At 44.0% G+C, this 18,275-nt stretch carries 16 protein-coding genes; 13 read left to right on the top strand and 3 right to left on the bottom strand.

Annotated elements, in window-relative coordinates; translation table 11 throughout:
• The first annotated feature begins 127 nt into the window (after positions 1–127).
• From BMY11_RS21200 to BMY11_RS21210, 3 genes are all read left to right on the top strand, one after another.
• Positions 128–574: a LytTR family transcriptional regulator DNA-binding domain-containing protein gene (locus tag BMY11_RS21200; RefSeq protein ID WP_090580951.1), complete on the top strand. Its 447-nt coding sequence runs from the start codon at positions 128–130 to the stop codon at positions 572–574.
• A 78-nt stretch (positions 575–652) separates the two neighbouring features.
• Entirely contained in the window at positions 653–1,759 is a 1,107-nt protein-coding gene (locus tag BMY11_RS21205) for a glycoside hydrolase family 172 protein (protein WP_256217694.1), read from the top strand.
• A 413-nt stretch (positions 1,760–2,172) separates the two neighbouring features.
• Entirely contained in the window at positions 2,173–4,035 is a 1,863-nt protein-coding gene (locus BMY11_RS21210) for a stalk domain-containing protein (RefSeq protein ID WP_090580956.1), read from the top strand.
• A 203-nt stretch (positions 4,036–4,238) separates the two neighbouring features.
• Here BMY11_RS21210 and BMY11_RS21215 read toward each other — a convergent pair whose 3' ends face one another.
• From BMY11_RS21215 to BMY11_RS21225, 3 genes are all read right to left on the bottom strand, one after another.
• On the bottom strand, positions 4,239–4,499 hold the full coding sequence (locus BMY11_RS21215; RefSeq protein ID WP_090580957.1) for a hypothetical protein: 261 nt from the start codon (positions 4,497–4,499) through the stop codon (positions 4,239–4,241).
• Positions 4,500–4,559: 60 nt separating this feature from the next.
• Complete coding sequence (locus tag BMY11_RS21220; protein WP_090580960.1) at positions 4,560–5,462, bottom strand: hypothetical protein; 903 nt, start codon at positions 5,460–5,462, stop codon at positions 4,560–4,562.
• An 83-nt stretch (positions 5,463–5,545) separates the two neighbouring features.
• Positions 5,546–5,992, bottom strand: a complete 447-nt coding sequence (locus BMY11_RS21225) for a Calx-beta domain-containing protein (RefSeq protein WP_090580963.1) — start codon at positions 5,990–5,992, stop codon at positions 5,546–5,548.
• A gap of 288 nt (positions 5,993–6,280) precedes the next feature.
• On the opposite strand from BMY11_RS21225, the gene BMY11_RS21230 reads away from it, so the two are divergent.
• From BMY11_RS21230 to BMY11_RS21275, 10 genes are all read left to right on the top strand, one after another.
• Positions 6,281–7,384 (top strand): acyltransferase family protein, encoded by a 1,104-nt coding sequence (locus BMY11_RS21230; protein ID WP_090580965.1) that lies wholly within the window; start codon positions 6,281–6,283, stop codon positions 7,382–7,384.
• A gap of 183 nt (positions 7,385–7,567) precedes the next feature.
• A complete protein-coding gene (locus BMY11_RS21235) occupies positions 7,568–10,696 on the top strand; it encodes a right-handed parallel beta-helix repeat-containing protein (RefSeq protein WP_143069322.1) in 3,129 nt (1,042 codons plus the stop codon).
• Between the two features lie 333 nt (positions 10,697–11,029).
• Complete coding sequence (locus BMY11_RS21240; protein ID WP_090580971.1) at positions 11,030–11,788, top strand: tyrosine-protein phosphatase; 759 nt, start codon at positions 11,030–11,032, stop codon at positions 11,786–11,788.
• A 24-nt stretch (positions 11,789–11,812) separates the two neighbouring features.
• A complete protein-coding gene (locus BMY11_RS21245; protein ID WP_090580974.1) occupies positions 11,813–12,562 on the top strand; it encodes a YveK family protein in 750 nt (249 codons plus the stop codon).
• Positions 12,543–13,235 (top strand): CpsD/CapB family tyrosine-protein kinase, encoded by a 693-nt coding sequence (locus tag BMY11_RS21250; RefSeq protein WP_090580977.1) that lies wholly within the window; start codon positions 12,543–12,545, stop codon positions 13,233–13,235. Before BMY11_RS21245 ends, BMY11_RS21250 begins: the two co-directional genes overlap by 20 nt.
• A 263-nt stretch (positions 13,236–13,498) precedes the next feature.
• On the top strand, positions 13,499–14,389 hold the full coding sequence (gene galU, locus BMY11_RS21255; protein ID WP_090580980.1) for a UTP--glucose-1-phosphate uridylyltransferase GalU: 891 nt from the start codon (positions 13,499–13,501) through the stop codon (positions 14,387–14,389).
• A 16-nt stretch (positions 14,390–14,405) separates the two neighbouring features.
• Positions 14,406–15,104, top strand: coding sequence for a sugar transferase (locus BMY11_RS21260; protein WP_090580983.1), 699 nt, complete (start codon positions 14,406–14,408; stop codon positions 15,102–15,104).
• 30 nt (positions 15,105–15,134) lie between these two features.
• Positions 15,135–16,073: a GDP-L-fucose synthase family protein gene (locus BMY11_RS21265; RefSeq protein WP_090580986.1), complete on the top strand. Its 939-nt coding sequence runs from the start codon at positions 15,135–15,137 to the stop codon at positions 16,071–16,073.
• Positions 16,074–16,098: 25 nt separating this feature from the next.
• Complete coding sequence (gene gmd, locus BMY11_RS21270; RefSeq protein ID WP_090580989.1) at positions 16,099–17,094, top strand: GDP-mannose 4,6-dehydratase; 996 nt, start codon at positions 16,099–16,101, stop codon at positions 17,092–17,094.
• Positions 17,095–17,180: 86 nt separating this feature from the next.
• The gene (locus tag BMY11_RS21275) at positions 17,181–18,275 is read left to right on the top strand and encodes a glycosyltransferase (RefSeq protein ID WP_090580992.1); all 1,095 of its coding nucleotides are present in this window, start codon (positions 17,181–17,183) and stop codon (positions 18,273–18,275) included.

The raw sequence follows: 18,275 nt of genomic DNA on the forward strand, positions 1-18,275 counted from the left end.
TACAACAGAAGGACGGGTTTTTGGCCGAGCTCTTAATGTGATCATTAACTATTTACAATCACTATACGTGACTATATACTAAAAAATGATCTGTACAGCTATTAGCTCGTGGAGGTGAACATACGAATTGACTCTTAACGGATGCCCAATCGCAAGTCGCTCGCCGATCTATGTCTACTGCGTGAAGACGGAGCCCCAGAATGATCGCGTCATATGCAGAAGCTTGAACATCACAACAGAGGTTTTGTATATGGGTGTAACGCCGCGCCTAGATGGAAGGTCAAGCTATAAGGCGGGTATTCCGATGTTCGTTACGAAGGATGGGACGTATTTGCAGCTCGGTAACCTCACCGCCTATAAGGATGTGCTGTCACCACTTGGGTTCGATCGGTTCCATCCGTCCTGCTTGGTGAATGTGCGTCTTATCGACCGGATTGAAGCGGGACCGTATGGTAATGAAGCGTATTTCAAGGGAGCGGACAATATCTCTGTGCCGATCTCTAAGGCGCGGACCGTAAAGTACAAGCATTTGGTTGTGAAGGTAGGCTCAGACAACATTCCTCCGTTAAGATGACAATGATCCTAGTACCAACATTTCTCTGAATCTATTATGATAGCGGTGAAGCGCTTTTATAGGGAGGATGCCGAAGTGATGTATCAGTTGAAGAAGGCGAGCAGCAGAGCGTTTACGGCAGAGAACAGATCAGGGGCTGTAGGAAGCGGGGGGCAAGCGAACAATGGACGCAAAGGAGCGCCGTGTATCGTGGGCTTTAATCAGGGGCAGACGATAGAACTGCTCAATTGTGAGGGTGCTGGTGTCATAAGGCATATCTGGATGACGCTGCCGCCTGGCAATGTCGATCATATGCGGAACGTTATTCTGCGCATGTACTGGGATGGGCAGGAGCATCCAAGTGTAGAGGCGCCAATCGGCGACTTCTTCGGCGTCGCTCACGGACGACAGCGCAAGATGCAATCGGACTGTGTCTCCATGCAAGCTGGTAAAGGCTTCAACTGCTGGATTCCAATGCCGTTCCAGAAGAAGGCGGTCATTACAATCGAGAACGATTCCAACTCCAATGTCGCCATGCTGTTCTACCAGATTGATGCGACAGTTGGCGACGAGCTGAACGATCAAGCCGGTTACTTCCATGCGCGGTTCCGGCGCAGCAATCCATGCCCGATACACGAGGATTTCGTCATTGCCGACAATATCAAAGGACAAGGCGTATATCTCGGCACGACGCTCGGGGTGCGCAGCATCTACCGCGATTGTTGGTGGGGCGAGGGCGAAGTGAAATTTTATATCGATGGGGACGCTGACTATCCAACAATATGTGGTACCGGCGCCGAGGATTATATGGGCTCCGCTTGGGGACTGGAAGAGGTGCTGACGCCTTATCAAGGTGCTCCGCTCGTAGATGGCGAGAACGGGCTGTATTCGATCTATCGGTTCCATGTGCGAGATCCGATTTACTTCCAGGACAGTCTCAAAGTGACGGTTCAACAGATCGGCTATGGGCCAATCGACAAGGCCGAGCGTTATTTCGGCGACAGCCTCGTTCATTATCGTGCCGCCGGCGCCTCTGAGGAAGATGACCACCGGTATTTCGAGCTGAGTGACGACTATTGCGCAGTCGCCTACTGGTACCAGACTCTGCCATCGCAGCCGTTCGATCATTTCCCGAATAGGGAGGAGCGGAGCAAGGATCTACTGGACAGCGAAGGCGAGGAAGGTCCGACGCGAAGCGATGTTTAGAGTCTTGAGGCAATATTGAGGAAGTATTAATCCAATCAGAGGTTTTTCATGAGTTTATCAAACTTGTGGATAGCCTCTTTTTTCATATTATCTATGGTATAGCGCTAATAATATACCAGTAATTGGATTTTTATTCATATTCATGCTCTTTGACCTCATATTGACATTCCCGTCTGAAACAATTATAATATTTGAGATAAATTGCTTCTGTGGGATATCAGGAGCAACGTTGCTCGTTTCAAATCTCGTTGTGTAACCGCGCACCTAAGAGCTCTAATCAAGCAAGAAGGCCTATGTTGCCGGCTTGCTTTTTCTTTTCTAAACGTTGGTCGGAATGATTAATTTACGGCGCACATGGTGCTTGTCCTCGTATGAAATGAGAGAATCTAAGTTTATTATATATTAGGAGGGTCATGATGAAAAAACGAAGTTTAAGACTGCTCCTCTGCACGGCAGCGCTGCTCACATTGATCTGGAGCGAAAGGGGAGCGAGCTTTTACAAACAGGCAGATGGAGCTGTCGGATCCATTACGGTCAAATTGACCGAAACACCGGAAGCTTTCAAAAATCCGATTATGGGCTTTAGACCATCGCGTGGTATAAACGATAGTTCTTTCCCGAAGAGGGAATATGCAGATATTTATAAACATTATATCAAGTACACCGATTTGGAGTTTAGTGCAACGGACTCCGTTCAGAAGATCGTGGATTGGAGCAATAAAGCTTGGGTGGGCATTGAGAAGAAAAATATTAAGGTTGTTCCACGAGTTGTCATTGTATATCCAGGCGCAGGGGAGTTTTGGCCAAACGGAATCGCGCATGGCGATCCAGTCAATGAATGGCTGTCAGAAGACTTGAAATCCCGGCTTGTAGCGTTTATCGGAAAGCTTGGACAAGCTTGGGATAATGACCCGCGAGTAGCTTTTGTGGAGCTTGGATTATATGGGAACTGGGGTGAGCACCATATTTATCCAGATCAGTTTGATGACCGCACAAACCGCATTCCGCTCAGTTTCCAAACGGCGCTAGGTGACGCGTATACAGCAGCGTTTCATAATAAGAAAGTACTTGTGCGCTATCCAGAAACGTTCGCGGATTATGATTTCGGTGTTCAATGGGATTCATTCGCGCTGTCAGATGATGCTGCTAGCGGGAAAGGAGAAATTTCACGAGATAGTTGGAGGACGCAGATCAACAGCGGTGAAGTTGCCTATAATTGGGGCAATCAGTCCAATTTGGGTGGAAGTCCGAATGGAACGCTCAGCAGTACGTCAAATACGAACCATGTCATTGACTGGATTATGAACACGCATACCTCGAGCTTAGGCTGGATTTCCGACTATACAGCAAGCAATCCTGCTGTCGAAGCCGGTGCAACTGCCATGCAGAAGATGCTTGGCTATCGCTTCGTGTTGAATCAGGCAACGTTTACCGGCAATGTGTCGCCCGGCGGGACGATGAACGTGTCGTTTCAAGTGACTAACAAAGGTTCTTCGCCGTTCTATTATAACTGGCCGGTTGAGGCGAGTCTGCTGAAGAGTGATGGAACAGTTGCTTGGAAAGGGGTGTTCCAAGATGATATTCGGAATTGGCTGCCCGGGACGGGATGGAACGAGACGACTCGTGCATACGACCAAGCTCCGGCTGTCAACATGGTTAACGGAATGTTTGTGATTCCGAAGTCTGTGCCGAACGGAACCTATATACTGTCGCTATCCATTCTGGATCCGGCCGGTTGGAAACCAAGCGTTCGTTTTGCTAATACCAATTATTATACCGGTGGTAGTACACCGATTGGTAAAGTCGGCATCGGCAACAATCCTACAGATCAAAATCTCGGTTCGTTCGCAAGCTTGAAATCGGATACGACTCTTGGTTATAGCCTACAGAGCAGTGCGTATAGCGGATCTATCGGCAGTGGAAACAGCACAGTAATCGTAAACGGAAAAGCTCTTAGTTTTGAAGCAAAACCAATCATAATAAATGGAAATATCATGGTTCCATTTCGTCAAATTTTCGAGTCATTGGATATGAAGGTTAAATGGGACAATGCTACAAAATCGGTAATAGCTTCAAAAGAAAATTTAATCATTAAAATGGCTAACGGTAGTGCTAAAGCAAGTGTTAATAACAAGGAATTTATATTGACCCCAACCCCATTTGTTTCACCAGAGAGCATGTTTTATGTGAATCTTAGATTTGTTAGTGAAGCTTCCGGAGCTACTGTGGCCTGGGATAACGTGAAAAAAACAGCTTCGATTACAACTGACAAATAATAGAATGTTTTCATAATAAGCCAACATTATGGTGGCTTATTATGTTTTTAAGGGCGGGGTGATCCGCATGTGTAAGAGGCCCGTGCAAATGTACAAGGGCCTACTCAATACATGTTTGTGGAACATTGTATTAATCATGAGGTTGTAAGGGGAGCGAGGGAATAAAGCGGGTTATATTCATACTAACTCAAGGAGAGAAAGTCTTATTGCATTCTCTGAACGATCTTAGGTGCCAGATTAAATTGAAGATCATTTCGCTCGCAGATAATCAAATATTTAAAGCGTAAATATCTGAGATAGGAGTGCATTTCTGCTTCATATTGTTCGTAATTAATCGTTCCTTTTTCGAGTAGCCGCTCCATCGTCCACATCGTTACCTTGACTGATTGGGTATCAAGCTCCGATAGTTCGCCGTCAATCACAATTCGCAGCTTCTCCATTCGTATTTCGTTATTTTGGATCATGGAAATATCACTCCTCCGAATTGGTGGTGCAACACCCATATCACTCATGTACTATTCATCTTATTGGAATCTTACCTGAGTGTAGCCATATACTTTGTGCCCCTTTGCTCCAGCTATTATTATTTTAAAATAGTCAGTCGCTGCCAAATCCGTCACCGGGGAAAAAGTAATAACACCGTCTTTATACGTCACATGCTGCAGCTCGAACCGACTTCCGTTCCGTTCAGCTGTAACAATGAAATCCTCCAGTGTGAGCTCGCGATCCTCTTCCATAGTCAGTTTTAATGTAACGCTGCTTCCTTGTTTATCCAATAAACTATCAGTTATAGTAACTGGGGCTAATTTCCACATATATTTAGTGTCTGATAAAACAACCGGCTTAGAGAAGCTGATCACATAGTTCACATCAGACTTTGCATCCGGTACTGTTAGAATCCAATTCATTCCGTCATTTTCAGGACCTGGTCCAACAATTACGGATACGCCGTTTGCTTTGATATGGTTCTTCAATTGATCAACACTGACTTTCGTGTATGTCGTTATTGCGAATTTTCCGATCTCCGGGTAGAAGCCCAACTCTCCGAATATGTAATCTTTGCTCCATAGCAAGTTTGCATCTGTTTTTTTTCCGAGAACAAGGGAACCTCCTAGTTTAACCTTATAACTCGAACCTCTTGCGACGTTCTTCATTACTCCATAATAGTACTTGTTGGTGCCTCCGTAATATTCCGTATACCAAGTAATTTTCTTATTCGGTATCGAAAAGTTTGCCTCAAGTTGTTTGATCGTAATCGGCGAGGAGAGCTTCAGTGTGAATTCACCTGTATTTAGCTCTTCATCCAGTGACAAGATGAATGAGGGATTGCTGCTAACGGCTGTATTGTTGCTTTGTGCAGAAGCCACTGTCCCGGTAGTCAAGGCAATCAATAATGAGAGCAGCACGATAAAATGGTTCTTAAACATATTAATCTCCTTTCAATTTAGGGAAGTAGTGGGTTGACGACTCAGCCCATTTAATTGAGCATAGCCGTCTCTGCACCAAGAAGTTAATCGTTATCGATAATTTCTACATAGTCTGAATAATGTGGATCCAACGTTGCACCACCAGTTGGGTTTTTCAGGCGAATCAGGAAAGCTTCTTTGGATTCTTTAATTTTGTCGTCGATGATTGGAACCGTGAAGGATTTCTCTGTTTCACCATCGCGGAATACGAGCGTACCGGAAACATGGATGAAGTCGATTCCGGCAGCAGCTGAATAGCTGCAGTTGCAGTAATCGACACTAACTTCGCCGTCTTTGCCGGAAATACGGCGAACGGTAATTGTAATCGTTTCAGCGTTCTCCTTAACTTTGAGATGGTCTTGTGCAAACGTAAACTTTCCAGGTTTAATCGCCTTTGCCGATGCTTGAAACGGAAGCAGCAGCGCAAAAGCCGTACAGAAAACGAGAAACAAGAAAGAGACCTTACGAATACTTCGTGTTGATCTGACCATGTCGAAACAACCTCCAATAGTTATTTTTTTTGATACGTATTGTATCTAAATCTATTCTATGACACGATTTGTGTCTCGTCAATTAGATTTTAAAAGATTCGTAAACCTGTAAGAATCAGACGGTTTTGGCCACTTTTCTACAAAATCTACATGTTAGCTATTCTATCCTGTTGTTTACATCATCAAGTTGATTTGATACAATTCGTATACACCGGTGTTGCAAGTACGGAGGCAGATATGAAGTAACGGTAAGGACTCTAAAAAAGTGTTTGGAGGGGATCTGAAGTAATGGCAAGGGCTACTTTAAAAGAAGTGTTTCTGCTTCGTGCGGTCGCATGTTTAAGCATCGTATTTTTACACACCTTTTCTCAGGTCTACGACGGCGACGATGGTTGGGTCGGTAGATTAAGGTTGCTTCTTACATTTGGTACACCTGCATTTATCCTAATTTCCGAGATTGTTTTGGCAAATGCCTATCCATCTCATACTCCTAATGGATTCTTGAAAAAAAGACTTCGTTATATTGCAATACCTTATATATGTTTTGTAATTATTTATTATTTGCAGACCATGTTCTCTTCAGATGGAGAACGGGGAGCCTCTAGTATAGTCATTCAATTTTTTTATAGTTTATTTCTTGGTGAAACTCCAGCTTATTTTGTTATTATTATTTTCCAATTCTATCTTCTGCATATATTTTTTGTTCGGCATGTTTTCAATCGTTTCCGTCCGCAATGGATATTAATTATAGCCGGTATGGTGAACATTCTTTATTTGGCTTTCTTTAACTTAGTAAGTGCTCCTGATAATTCAATTGGGGAATTTATTTGGCTTCGGTTTTACAGGATGCCGTTTCTCGGATGGATATTCTATTTCGTGGCTGCTTATTATTTGGGTAAAAATTATAGTGCTTATCTAAAAAGATTGAACCAATATCGATATTACATCTACGCGTTAGTCCTTCTGTCAGGTATAGCTTCGAACTATCTTTATGAACGAGGTATTATTCCTGTTATAACCTCCAAGCGCTTTGATATGATATTTTTTACAATTAGCACCGTGCTCATGCTGCTAATCGTCGCATCTAAATTAAGAACAATACCATCCTTTATCGTGAAAATAAGCCAATATTCTTTTGGCATCTATTTAGTCCATCCGTTAGTGCTTTCTATATTTGATCATTTTATTACGTTTCACAACAGTATAATTGGCGCAATCATTACCTTTGCTGTCGTATTAGGGGGTTCAATAGGTGCAATAGTCCTTCTTAACCGCTTTCCATGGGGTAGCTACGTCATAGGGCGAATTGGAATAGGCTTAGAAATGAAGCGTTCAAACGATAAAAAAACGAATGAGAAGACACAGACCACAATCCCGCTAAAAGTGAATTGAAGTAGTCTGTTTGCCACAATCTAAAAAGGAATGACTCTCTGAGATTACTCAGAGAGTCATTCCTTTTTTATGAGCATCGAAGCTTTGCGAGATAGGTGGAACCAACCAGACACAGATACCTGTAATCTAGCATACGATAATTTGATAGATTCATATTTTCATATAATGTTGGAGGTAGATAAAATGGGGGTTACTCAAATATATGCGGGACCCACACTTCCGGACGAAGGATTGAAACAATTCGATGTATTTATGGATGGCATTATTCCAGCTTATCTGCAACCGCTTATGTCAGAGAATAACGACGTCGATTTGTTGACGGTTGCGATGGAACAATTCTCAAATGTCTATGTAGCTGCAGGAACGCCGGGGACACCCGAGAATGCCGCTTATCTGCGACTTTCAAACAATATTGCTCCGCCAACTGAAGACGGGGACATGCTTAAATCGGTATACGATCTGAATAATGACGGTATTGTCGATCAAGCGGCCAAGCTGCAAGTTGCTAGAACGATTTCGTTAACAGGTGATGCGACAGGAAGCGCAGCTTTTGACGGCTCCGCGAACATTTCAATCCAGTCGACCATTCCCACCGCAACTCCAACTGTGAAGGGGCTATTAAGTGCTGCGGATAAAACAAAGTTGGATGGGGTTGCAACGGGTGCCACCAATTACACACATCCTGCAACACATCCAGCTGCAATGATTACCGATGATGCTGGACATCGCTTCGTATCAGATTCGGAGAAAGCGATATGGAATGCTAAGGGTGATATGCAGCGCTCCGTTTATGATACGAATACTGACGGCATCGTCGATCAAGCAGAGAAACTGCAAACGGCAAGGACGATCGCGATCAACGGTGATGTTACAGGTACGACGACCTTTGACGGCTCCGCTAATGTCGCCATCAACGCGGCTATACCTACAGCTTCACCAAACGCGAAAGGGCTAATGACCGCATTGGACAAAGTGAAATTAGATGGCATTGCGACGGGAGCAACCAATTATGTGCATCCTGCAACGCACCCGGCTACGATGATAACTGATGATGCAGGGCATCGCTTCGTATCGGATTCAGAGAAAACTACGTGGAACGCTAAAGGTGATATGCAGCGTTCTTTTTATGACACGGATAATGATGGCATTATCGATCAGGCAGAGAAACTGCAAACGGCAAGGACGATCGCAATTAATGGTGATGTTACAGGTACGACTATATTTGATGGTTCCGCAAATGTCACGATTAACGCGGCTATACCGACAGTTACACCAAACGCGAAGGGGCTTATGAATGCTTCGGACAAAGCAAAATTAGATGGAGTTGCAACTGGAGCGAACAACTATACGCATCCAGCCACACATCCAGCGACAATGATAACGGAAGATACCACGCACCGCTTTGTGACTGATACCGAGAAAGCGACTTGGAACGCCGCAGCGAGCGGACCTATCTATGACACCAACAATGACGGCATTGTTGACAAGTCGGAAAAACTCGCTACAGCTCGCAACATTACTCTATCGGGGACTATAAACGGTTCGGCCGCATTCGATGGTTCCTCTAATGTTACCATCACGACAACGGGCGGCGGCGATATGTTGAGGTCCACGTATGACACCAACAATGATGGAACAGTGGATAAAGCAGCGAAACTTGCTATAGCCCGCACGATTTCGATGACTGGTAGCGTAGCAGGTTCAGCGTCTTTCGATGGTTCTGCAAATATTTCGATAGTGACTACTGGCAGCAGTGTGGTCGGAAACGTAAAGGGTTATGGCGCAGTAGGGAATGGTGTAACCGACGATACAGCGGCCATTCAAGCATGTTTGAACGCGACTAAGGTCGCTTACTTCCCGCCTGGAACCTATGTTATGAGTACAGTAACAGTCCCTGCTTACTCGACGGTCTACGGTGACGGCAGAGGTTCTGTAATACTCAAACCAAAGACGGGCATGACAGGTAATATGTTCTCCGTCAATGGCGGGTACAGCACGTTTAAAGACTTCCAAATACTTGGGAACGACAACCCCAATGTTACAGCTATCGGAGACGTTGATCCTGCACGGACTGCGGTATACCACTCTATCCAGTGCATGAACTTGATCATCTGGCATGTGGGCAATGCGATTAAGCTCACAGGACGTGGCGAAGATTACCTATTCGAGAAACTCTATACGTTCTCGAACAGTGGCTACGGCGTTTATATGGAAAATATTTCTGACAGCGCGATGATTAACTGTCAAATTGGTGGTTCAGGCGCATGCGGCGTTCGCTTGTTCAACGGCGGTTCATTCCGCTTCGTGGGTATTAAGTTCCTTATGAACGGCACAGATATGACAGGTAAAGCCGGGGTTGAAGTATACAACACGCTCAGTGTCACGTTTACAGGGTGCGAGATTCAGCAGAACGTGTACGATGGTATGTTGCTCAGAACGGTTCACGGCGTCTGCATCGCGGGAACGCTCTTCGACAGCAACAACCAAAAGGACATAGTTGGCTTATACGGTCAGCTTAACTTGCAGGACTGTGAGAACGCTCATGTCACAGGCGTTATGACTGGTGGTCGATTTGAAAACTTTGACCCGCCTCCGTGGAACACTCCCGGTATGTACGGAATTGTCCAAGATGACAAGTGCGCATACAACTACTTCAACATGCAATATCTCGTTTATGACAAGAACTGGACGAAACATAAGCAGTTTATTGCGCCGTTCTATACGCCTGTAAACGACATCTCAAGCAAGTTCATATGCAACAACGTGGATTACTTCAACTTCCCTTCCACAGCGCTTGTATTCGGTACAAATGCGGCATTAAGTTCTTCTTCAAACACAGGCGGAACATTCAACGTTGCCACAAGTTCAGTGAATAGCGGAAATCAGATCAACTTCACTCAACAATCGGCGGGTACTCTTCCGAATGGCGCGTGGTACTTGAACAGAAGTCCACTGACTATGGCGCAATTCACTGGAACGAACAGCCCAACAGGGAAGGCATTCGTATATGTGTCGTATGAATCGAAAGTAATGAGTCGAAGCGACATTGGACTACAGATTAATATGTCTCTGACAGAATCCAGTACCACACATTCCACAGCATCCAGCACAGGAATAGTCAAAGTAACAGGTACTAACAAGAATGAAATCTGGGTGCAGCATTCCTGCTATAAGCCGCTGTCGTACAGCAATGAAGCAGGATTCCAAGTGAATCTCGATTTCAACATCACTTACGACATCTCTACAGGAGGCGCTATTAGTAACGGCGATGTCTTGGCTTCCGTTCGCAACATCAGAGTCGGTTTCTACTAAACGAGTTAAACCGTGGCAGGGAATGCGTCAGTGCGAATTACAATCCGATACGCTGCTGCGGGTGCTTAACCATGAGCTGTAATTCGCAGCAAATAGGTTGGGATAATGGTAACCTTAGTCCGGTATTCCCCGGACTAAGGTTTAATTTTACCTGTGGAAAATATATGAAACGCTTACATGAAATCTTAAATTCGAAGCCGTAGCTTTTCTTATTTGAAGATGAAAAAACTATTGACATGTTACGTTTTGTATCGTAAAGTTAGACGTATCAAAGGATACGTTTCGTATCATTTTTATACAAATTGCTACAAATTTCTACGTTAGGTGAGAGCTATGATCGAGATACATTCGCACATTTTGCCTGGTTTGGACGATGGTGCTTTAAGCACTGACGAAGCGCTGGAGATGGCGCGTCAAGCAGTAAGTCAAGGGATCACGCATATCATTGCAACACCGCATCATGGGGATGGCGCATACGAAACACCAAGAAGCGTCGTTGTGGAAGCAACTTGGAGATTGAATGAGATATGTAAGCAGCATGAAGTTCCAGTAACAATCTGCGAAGGACAAGAGATTCGGGTTCATGCGGAATTAATTGATGAGTACGAGCAGAACCAACTTGTGACACTGGCAGGCAGCCGCTACCTACTGCTTGAGCTTCCGCCAAATCATATACCAAGCTATCTGGGCATTCTAATCTATGAGCTCATTATTCAAGGCTTGGTTCCCGTTATTGCACACCCCGAACGGAACAAAGAGATAAGTACTACGCCTGCCAAACTTGGTTCATTCATTGAACAAGGTGCTTTGTGTCAGTTGACTTCGCAATCATTAACAGGAGCCTTCGGCAGAAAGGTTCAGAAGCTTGCGTTTCAATTATGCAAAAGTAGAATGATACATTTTGTTTCGTCTGATGCCCATGATTGTAAAGTGAGACCATTTGCCCTGCAGGAGGCTTACCGAACGGTTTGTCGAGTATTAGGAGAAGAAGATGTGCGCCGTTATCAGGAGAATGGATTACGATTGCTGCGTAACGAGGAAATTGGCTATGAGGAACCGGTTATGCGTACACGCAGAAAGTTGTTTTGGTAAATAAACCAACTGGAGGTAGCGCTCGTGGAACTTAAAGAGTTACTAAGCATGGTGAGAAAAAGACTACTCCTTATCTCGCTTTTTGTTATTGTCGCTTGTGGATTAATGGGAGTTAAGAGCTATTTGTACACGGTTCCTGTTTATAAAGCGTCAGCGAAATTGATTGTGAGTCAGTCCTTTGAAGTTAACGGAACACGAGCGATCGACTGGAATGTGATGCAATCCAATATCAAGCTCATAAGCTCCTATAAAGAAATTATAGATTCCTCGACCATCTTGAACAAAGTAATCAGTAACTATCCAGAATTGAAAGCATCGCCATCAGCAATTAGTTCAGTGTTAAAGGTTAGCTCGGCGAGCGATTCTCAGGTCATGAATATTGAAGTAACGGATACCTCCTATAAACGAGCGGCCAATATCGTGAATGCTGTTGCTCATGTATTCAAGAGTGAGATCCCGTCCATTATGAAGGTCGATAACGTTACCATTTTGTCCGATGCGAATGTCGAGGCAGAAGCCTCACCGATTAATAGAAGCCCTATATTTTATATGGTCTTGAGTTTTATTGTATCGCTCATGTTATCTATCGGCTTCGTCTTCTTGCTCGACTACTTCGATGACACGATCAAGAATGAAGAGGATGTTCTCCAGTCGGTTGAACTTCCAATGCTGTCCTATATTACAAAGATCAATAGGTCGGATTTGAAACCCCGTAAATTGCGGGCATCCGAGAAAAAGGTAGGTGATGGGACCTATGTCACAGCCAGACAATAAGCAGCGTCATCTGATTGCAGCGATTAATCCGAAGTCTCCCGTCTCGGAAGCTTATCGTACGCTGCGTACTAACATTCAATTCTCAGCGATTGATCAGCAAATGCAAGTGCTTATGGTTGCTTCTGCAACTGTAGGAGAGGGGAAGACAACTACCCTTACGAATCTTGCAGTGACCTATGCGCAAGAAGGAAAGAAAGTACTTCTAATCGATGCAGATTTGCGCAATCCCTCCTTACATCAAGTATTTCAACAATCAAACCGAGTTGGTCTAACAAGCGCTTTTCTCAATCATCAGCCGATTACGGATGTGATTAGTGAAACGAATATAGACAATCTCTTCATTATCCCTTCCGGACCTATTCCGCCTAACCCTTCCGAGATCTTAGGCTCACAGCGTATGCAAATGCTGATGGATGATCTGAAACGCATATTCGATGTCATTCTCTTGGATACGCCGCCTGTTCTTCCAGTAGCTGATAGTCTTATAGTCTCTTCCTACTGTGACGGTGTCATACTTGTTGTTCATGCAGGCAAAGTGAAAAAAGAACTTGTGAAGAAAGCAAAAGCAAACCTGGATCATGTGAAGGCCCGCATACTCGGTGTCGTTCTCAATAATAATGAGCGCTCTAAGAACGAAGGGCAATATTACTACTATTACGGCAGAAAAAAATAGCGAGCAGCAAGTAAACATTCCTTAGGTAATGTCTACTGGACCTTTATCACATGTAGGCACTCGATCATGCTGTGGGCTGGCTTGCCAGCCTTAGACGTTCATCGTCAAGGGTGTGATGTGAGGAGGGGTTTAATGCCCTTACTATTGCAGTCAGTAACTACTAAAAAAACGAGCTATGTTTTTAATGCGAATGAAAAGTATAGCTGGTTTTTTTAACAGCAAGCTTCCTACTTCAGAATTCAAATCAATAGGGGTGAATGGTGATGAAGAAGGTTAGAAAAGCAATTATTCCAGCCGCTGGTCTAGGAACAAGATTCTTACCAGCTACGAAGGCGATGCCTAAAGAAATGCTTCCCATTGTCGACAAACCTACAATTCAATACATCGTAGAAGAAGCCATTGCATCCGGCATCGAAGACATCATTATCGTTACGGGTAAGGGGAAGCGTGCGATCGAGGACCACTTCGACATTGCTTTCGAGCTGGAATCCAGCCTGATGGAGAAGGGGAAGCTAGAGCTGCTTGGAGAAGTGCGCAAGTCATCAAATGTAGATATTCATTACATCCGCCAGAAGGAACCTAAAGGTTTAGGTCACGCGGTTTGGTGTGCCCGTAAGTTCATCGGGGATGAGCCATTCGCCGTTCTCTTGGGAGACGATATCGTAGTTGCTGATGTGCCATGTACCAAGCAGCTTATTACACAGTATGAGCTTGTACAGCGATCTGTTATTGGTGTCCAAGCTATTTCAATTGAACTGACGGAACGATATGGGGTTGTTGACCCTTTAGAGGCTATCGGCAAGCTTTATTCAGTCAATCGTTTTGTAGAGAAACCAAAGTTTGGTACTGCACCCTCCAATTTGGCAATTATGGGGAGATACATTTTAACACCAGACATATTTGAGTATTTAGAGAGTCAAGAAGCTGGTGCAGGTGGAGAAATACAACTAACGGATGCCATTCAGAAGTTAAATGAGGTTCAAGGTGTCTATGCCTACGACTTTGACGGTAAACGTTATGACGTGGGAGAGAAGCTAGGCTTTATTACGACAATGCTTGATTTTGCGCTGCGGAATAAAGAACTGCGGCTACCTCTGTTAACGGCGATTGAAGAGATGCTTGAAAATGAACGATTAAAGAAATATAACGTATAGGAGCAGGTGAGGGAGAATGAGTTTACCCACACATCGCAATGACGGGGATATCGTACTCAAAACAAACCTTTCTGCTTCAATTCCATCCATAGAAAGATCAAGGGGTCTTGCTCAGTATTTAATGGTGAAACGAGCAATGGATGTTGTTTGTGCGGCACTTGGACTGATCTGCTTGATGCCACTGTTCATTATCGTCGCGATTATGATTAAGATGGAGGACCCGCGTGGTCCTATTTTTTTTCATCAGGTTCGAATTGGTAAGGACGAAAGACCATTCCGCATGTATAAGTTTCGGTCCATGGTTTCCAACGCGGAAGAATTGCTAGGTAAGCTATTGAGTCAGAACGAGATTAGCGGGGCGATGTTTAAGATGAAAGAAGACCCGCGAATTACACGAATTGGAAAGTTAATCAGGAGAACCAGTATCGATGAGTTACCACAGCTATGGAACGTAATTCGAGGGGACATGTCCATTGTAGGTCCCAGACCCCCTCTTCCACGTGAAGTAGCGGAATATACGAGTTATGACAAATTAAGACTTAAAGCAATGCCGGGCTGCACCGGCCTTTGGCAGGTAAGCGGCAGAAATGAATTGAGCTTCGGAGAGATGGTTGAGCTAGATCTGGCATACATAGAGCAGCGGAGCATGTATGTTGATTTTAAGATCATGTTTAAGACCGTACGCGTATTACTTGGAACGAAAGATGCCTTTTAACTTGAAAATCATTGGATTAGAGGTGCGGCTATGGATAAAAGTTCAACCATATATATTGCCGGTCATAGAGGATTGGTTGGTTCTGCGATTCTAAGGGAATTAGAGAAAAGTGGTTACAAGAATCTCATTCATCGTTCTAGTACCGAACTAGATCTAAGGAAGCTTGATCAGGTTCAGGACTTCTTTGAGCATCATCACATTGATTATGTCTTCCTGGCTGCAGCTAAAGTTGGCGGTATCGTCGCAAATAATGATTTCCCAGCAGATTTCATACGTGATAATTTGCTCATTCAAACGAATGTGATTGATTCTGCGTATCGTGCCGGCGTGAAGAAGCTTATGTTTCTGGGCTCCACCTGTATTTATCCTAAATTTGCACCTCAGCCCATGAAAGAAGAATATCTATTAACCGGTGAGCTTGAACCTACGAATAAAGCTTACGCCGTCGCCAAAATTGCCGGAATCACGATGTGCCAATCTTATAATCATCAGTACGGAACAAAGTTTATATCCGTCATGCCTACGAATATGTACGGACCTAATGATAACTTCGATTTGAAAACTTCTCATGTGTTGCCTGCACTTATCCGGAAATTTCATGAGGCTAAAGAAGCCGGTGCCCCATACGTTGAGGTATGGGGAACTGGGCAGCCAAGACGTGAATTTCTACATGCTGACGATCTTGCAGAAGCCTGCATCTTCCTAATGGAAAATTACGAGGATAGTGAGATTGTGAATGTCGGCGTGGGAGAAGATATTGCAATTCGGGAGTTAGCGGAGCTCATTCAGCATATCGTCGGTTATCAAGGCGAGCTTGCATTCAATACTTCAAAGCCAGATGGAACACCAAGGAAATTAGCCGATGTTTCAAAGATTAATACACTAGGGTGGAAAGCTAGAATCTCCTTGGAGGACGGAATTAGGTCAGCATACTTAGCATTTCGGAAGGAATACCTCGTTAACAACTAATATGAGATTATGCGGAGGAATATAAATGCAGAAACGTGCTCTGATTACAGGTGTTACGGGTCAAGATGGATCTTACTTGGCGGAATTGCTGCTTGAAAAAGGTTACGAGGTATATGGACTGAGAAGAAGAACGAGTACCCCAAACTACGAGAATGTCATCCATATTAAAGATAAAATCAAGTGGATTTCTGGAGACCTAACAGACCTCGCTTCTCTAATTGAGGCAGTTAAAACTTCTGATCCGGATGAGGTCTATAACTTGGCTGCTCAATCCTTTGTAGCAGCCTCATGGCCACAACCTTTGTTAACTGGCCAAATCACTGCTTTGTCTGTAACGAATATGTTGGAGGCCGTAAGAATAATCAAGCCTAGTGCAAAATTCTACCAGGCATCGAGCAGTGAAATGTTCGGCAAAGTCGTAGAAACGCCGCAGAAGGAAACAACACCTTTCTATCCACGCAGCCCATATGGCGTAGCAAAAGTGTATGGGCATTGGATCACCGTTAACTATCGTGAAAGCTTTAATATGTTTGCTTGCTCAGGCATTTTATTCAATCATGAATCCCCTCGCCGCGGACTTGAATTTGTGACAAGAAAAGTGACAGATGCTGTTGCGAGAATTAAGTTAGGACTTCAAACGGAGCTTAGAATGGGAAATCTTGATTCTCTGCGTGATTGGGGCTTTGCAGGGGATTACGTGAGAGCGATGTGGCTCATGCTCCAGCAGGATGAGCCCGACGATTATGTAATTTCTACTGGTGAAATGCACACCGTTAAAGAATTGCTAGAAGTCGCATTTTCTTATGTAGGACTTAATTATGAGGATTATGTTGTTATTGATGAAGCATTCGTACGGCCGGCCGAAGTCGATTTATTGCTAGGCGATTGCTCGAAGGCGAAGGAACAACTTGGCTGGGAACTGAGTGTTGATTTTAAACAGTTGGTTCATATAATGGTCGATGAGGATTTGAAACGAGTGAAGGCTGAGGATCGTTACAATCAGCTGATGGTAACGCACTAAGGGCATCCTGAGTAAATCGCGGCAGCACGTACTCTGGACATATCGGCAAAGTTGCTGGAAATCTTGTTCTAAGGAGATTTAGAGATATGGCTGTTAAAAAGTATCTATTTGTAACGAATGCTCTTTCATTCGGAGGAGCAGAGAGAGTTGTATCTATATTAGCAAGCGGAATTGCTGAGCGAGGATATGATGTTCATTTAATCCTCTATGAAAAAGTCAATGAAGAGTACCCGATCTCTGATAAAGTGACCATTCACCTTCTGCCTCGAATTGATGTCGAGAACCGAATCAAGTATTTTGCTAAGATGCTTGCAGCTATGAGACGAAAGATCTCTGAAGTGGACCCCGATGTCATCATTCCTTTTCTGCCCAATCAAGTGATCCACTTCTTTATCGCATCCAGGTTGATGAATATTCCGTTCGTTGCAACCGTTCGAAACAATCCGTTTCTATATCCGGATTCGAAATCGATAAGAACGATTGGAAAGATCGTTGCGTTATTGGCATCAGGGATATTTCTTCAAACGGAAGAGCAAACCGGTTTCTTTCCAAGATTCGCAAAACGTAAAACGTTCGTAATTCCTAATCCGGTTAGCAACGACTTAATCGATTGTAACTATCAGAATAGAGATCATATTCAAGAAATAGCAACATTCGGGAGGCTAAGCACCCAGAAGAACCAACATCTACTGATTGAGGCTTTTGCAATGGTGCATAAAACGAATCCATCTTTAAGATTGAGCCTTTATGGAGCAGGAGAAGAAGAGCAAAATTTGAAGGCACTCGTGGGCAAACTGGGCGTAAAGGATGCTGTAACGTTTAGAGGAAGAGTATCTAACGTTGGTGAGGCGCTGATGTCTACAGATTTGTTTGTATTATCGTCCAACTATGAAGGGATGCCCAATGCATTAATGGAAGCTATGGCAGTCGGGCTACCTTGTATATCGACAGATTGTCCGACTGGCCCAAAGGATTTAATTGATCATATGAAAGACGGTATTTTGGTCAAAAGCAATAATGTCAGTGATTTAGTTTCTGCGATTCATTACTGCATCACGAATCCCGTATTTTGCAATCATGCAGGAAGAGCGGCAAAGAAAAAGATCAAAGAAGAATATCAAGTGGATATCGTCATCGATAAGTTTATTCATGAAATAAACGGGGTTAAAGGGTGTTCCTAA

Source organism: Paenibacillus sp. OV219, assembly GCF_900110075.1.
Lineage (GTDB): Bacteria > Bacillota > Bacilli > Paenibacillales > Paenibacillaceae > Paenibacillus_Z.

Coding starts and splice junctions, on each gene's coding strand:
- BMY11_RS21240 (WP_090580971.1), top strand. CDS start 11,030: ATGATCGAGATACATTCGCACATTTTGCCTGGTTTGGACGATGGTGCT.
- BMY11_RS21265 (WP_090580986.1), top strand. CDS start 15,135: ATGGATAAAAGTTCAACCATATATATTGCCGGTCATAGAGGATTGGTT.
- BMY11_RS21275 (WP_090580992.1), top strand. CDS start 17,181: ATGGCTGTTAAAAAGTATCTATTTGTAACGAATGCTCTTTCATTCGGA.
- BMY11_RS21220 (WP_090580960.1), bottom strand. CDS start 5,462: ATGTTTAAGAACCATTTTATCGTGCTGCTCTCATTATTGATTGCCTTG.
- BMY11_RS21235 (WP_143069322.1), top strand. CDS start 7,568: ATGGGGGTTACTCAAATATATGCGGGACCCACACTTCCGGACGAAGGA.
- BMY11_RS21250 (WP_090580977.1), top strand. CDS start 12,543: ATGTCACAGCCAGACAATAAGCAGCGTCATCTGATTGCAGCGATTAAT.
- BMY11_RS21215 (WP_090580957.1), bottom strand. CDS start 4,499: ATGATCCAAAATAACGAAATACGAATGGAGAAGCTGCGAATTGTGATT.
- BMY11_RS21230 (WP_090580965.1), top strand. CDS start 6,281: ATGGCAAGGGCTACTTTAAAAGAAGTGTTTCTGCTTCGTGCGGTCGCA.
- galU (WP_090580980.1), top strand. CDS start 13,499: ATGAAGAAGGTTAGAAAAGCAATTATTCCAGCCGCTGGTCTAGGAACA.
- BMY11_RS21260 (WP_090580983.1), top strand. CDS start 14,406: ATGAGTTTACCCACACATCGCAATGACGGGGATATCGTACTCAAAACA.
- BMY11_RS21205 (WP_256217694.1), top strand. CDS start 653: ATGTATCAGTTGAAGAAGGCGAGCAGCAGAGCGTTTACGGCAGAGAAC.
- gmd (WP_090580989.1), top strand. CDS start 16,099: ATGCAGAAACGTGCTCTGATTACAGGTGTTACGGGTCAAGATGGATCT.
- BMY11_RS21210 (WP_090580956.1), top strand. CDS start 2,173: ATGATGAAAAAACGAAGTTTAAGACTGCTCCTCTGCACGGCAGCGCTG.
- BMY11_RS21225 (WP_090580963.1), bottom strand. CDS start 5,992: ATGGTCAGATCAACACGAAGTATTCGTAAGGTCTCTTTCTTGTTTCTC.